Genomic DNA, 1,604 nt, shown 5'->3' with positions numbered 1-1,604 from the left:
GCTTCAGATTGATGATAAACCCCACTTTTTTCAGCGGGGTTTATTTTTTCTGTTGTTGATGATGGATTCTGTGAATTTCTCTAAAGAATTGGGAGCGCAGCCTTAACTCGGAAAATTACCGTGTTTTAGTTTTTCTGGGATATTGTGATGCTTTATGAGGGCAATTTTTAAGGGATTTTGGCTAGTGAGCCGCCATTAGCGCGATTTTCTTCATATTCTGACAAGCCGCTGCCAATAAGCATTGCGCTGTCACTTTCGCTAGGCCTCTATATTTGCAGTAGCGATGTCCATGGTGTTGTTTCGCATCGGCGAAGCTTCGCTCTACCGTTTCTGCTCGTCGTCGATAAAGCTTTTTACCCCAATCACTTAATCTGATTTCATTCGCTGCTTCTACCGATGTTTGCCAAACATGCCGCGTGATGACTTTGGTTTGATTTTGACTGGCTGTACATTGGCTTCTTACTGGGCAACTTTGGCATTTATTCGGGTCGGAATGATAGTGCCGATATCCTGTTCTACACGTGGTTTTATAAATTAAGGTTTCTCCTTGAGGGCATAAATAAGTATCTGTATCTGGTTGATATTCATACTCTCGTTTGGCGAAGTAACCTTTCTTTTTATTGGGTCTTCGGTATCCAAGTACGCCGATTATTTGTCTTTCTTCCAGATTGTGACATACCGCTGCGGTGAAATAACCTGCATCCAGTCCAACTGCGATTGGGTTGAGCGCGAAGGTGTCGAGTGCTCTATCTAACCGGCTGATTATAGGTTGCGAGTCATGTACATTACCTGCTGTGGCGTGCGTATCTACGATAATACCGTGTTTACCATCCACAATTCGGTGGTCGAGATAGAAGAACCCTTTTGGCTTTTCATCTCGAACCATAAACCCACTATCTGGGTCAGTGCGGCTGACTTTGGTTGGTTTTGTGCAAGGTGTTTCTTCCTTACACTTCAGGGGCTTTTTTCCTTCATCTTCCCGGTCTTGCAGTACTGCTTCGTTCAATTGCTCTACATACACTGAAGGACTGACTTTTAAGTCTTCGATGTCATAACGTTTTTTATTCGCGTTGGCTTTAAGATGGGTGCTGTCAGCAAATAAACTATAGCCACCAATCAACTTTTTCTGCATGGCCTGACGCACAATATTATCGAAGATGGATTGATAAATGTTGCTATCTTTAAAGCGTTTAATGCGGTTTTGGCTCAATGTTGAGTGATGAATAACTTCTTCGGTTAATCCCATCCCCAAGAACCACCGATATGCGACATTGACTTGAATTTCTTTGATTAAACGACGCTCGCTTTGAATGCCAAACAGGTATCCAAGAAATAAAATCTTGAACATTCGCACAGGGTCAACCGCTGGGCGACCATTGTTTTTACAGTAGAGATGGGCAACTTCATCGCGGATGAATTCGAAATCAATCGCAAGGTCAATCAGGCGAACTAAATGGTCTTTTGGAACAAGTTGGTCAATGGCGACCATTTCCAATTCGAATTGCTGAGGGGTTTTGTCTTTAAGCATGGTGAACTCCCTAAACTCACTACGCTTATTAGATCAAAGGGCTAGATCTGTGTCTAGCCCTTTTTCAACAGTCTGA

1 protein-coding gene is annotated in these 1,604 nt (G+C 43.0%); it reads right to left on the bottom strand.

All coding sequences use genetic code 11. The annotated features are described in order from the left end of the window. Positions 1-181 precede the first annotated feature (181 nt). Positions 182-1,528, bottom strand: a complete 1,347-nt coding sequence (locus HC733_RS22155) for an IS1182 family transposase (protein WP_190367143.1) — start codon at positions 1,526-1,528, stop codon at positions 182-184. Positions 1,529-1,604 lie beyond the last annotated feature (76 nt).

This window comes from Pseudoalteromonas sp. S16_S37 (assembly GCF_014694405.1).
GTDB lineage: Bacteria > Pseudomonadota > Gammaproteobacteria > Enterobacterales > Alteromonadaceae > Pseudoalteromonas.
Note: the sequence above shows the minus strand (reverse complement) of the source record. Positions and strands in the feature narration are given on the sequence as shown.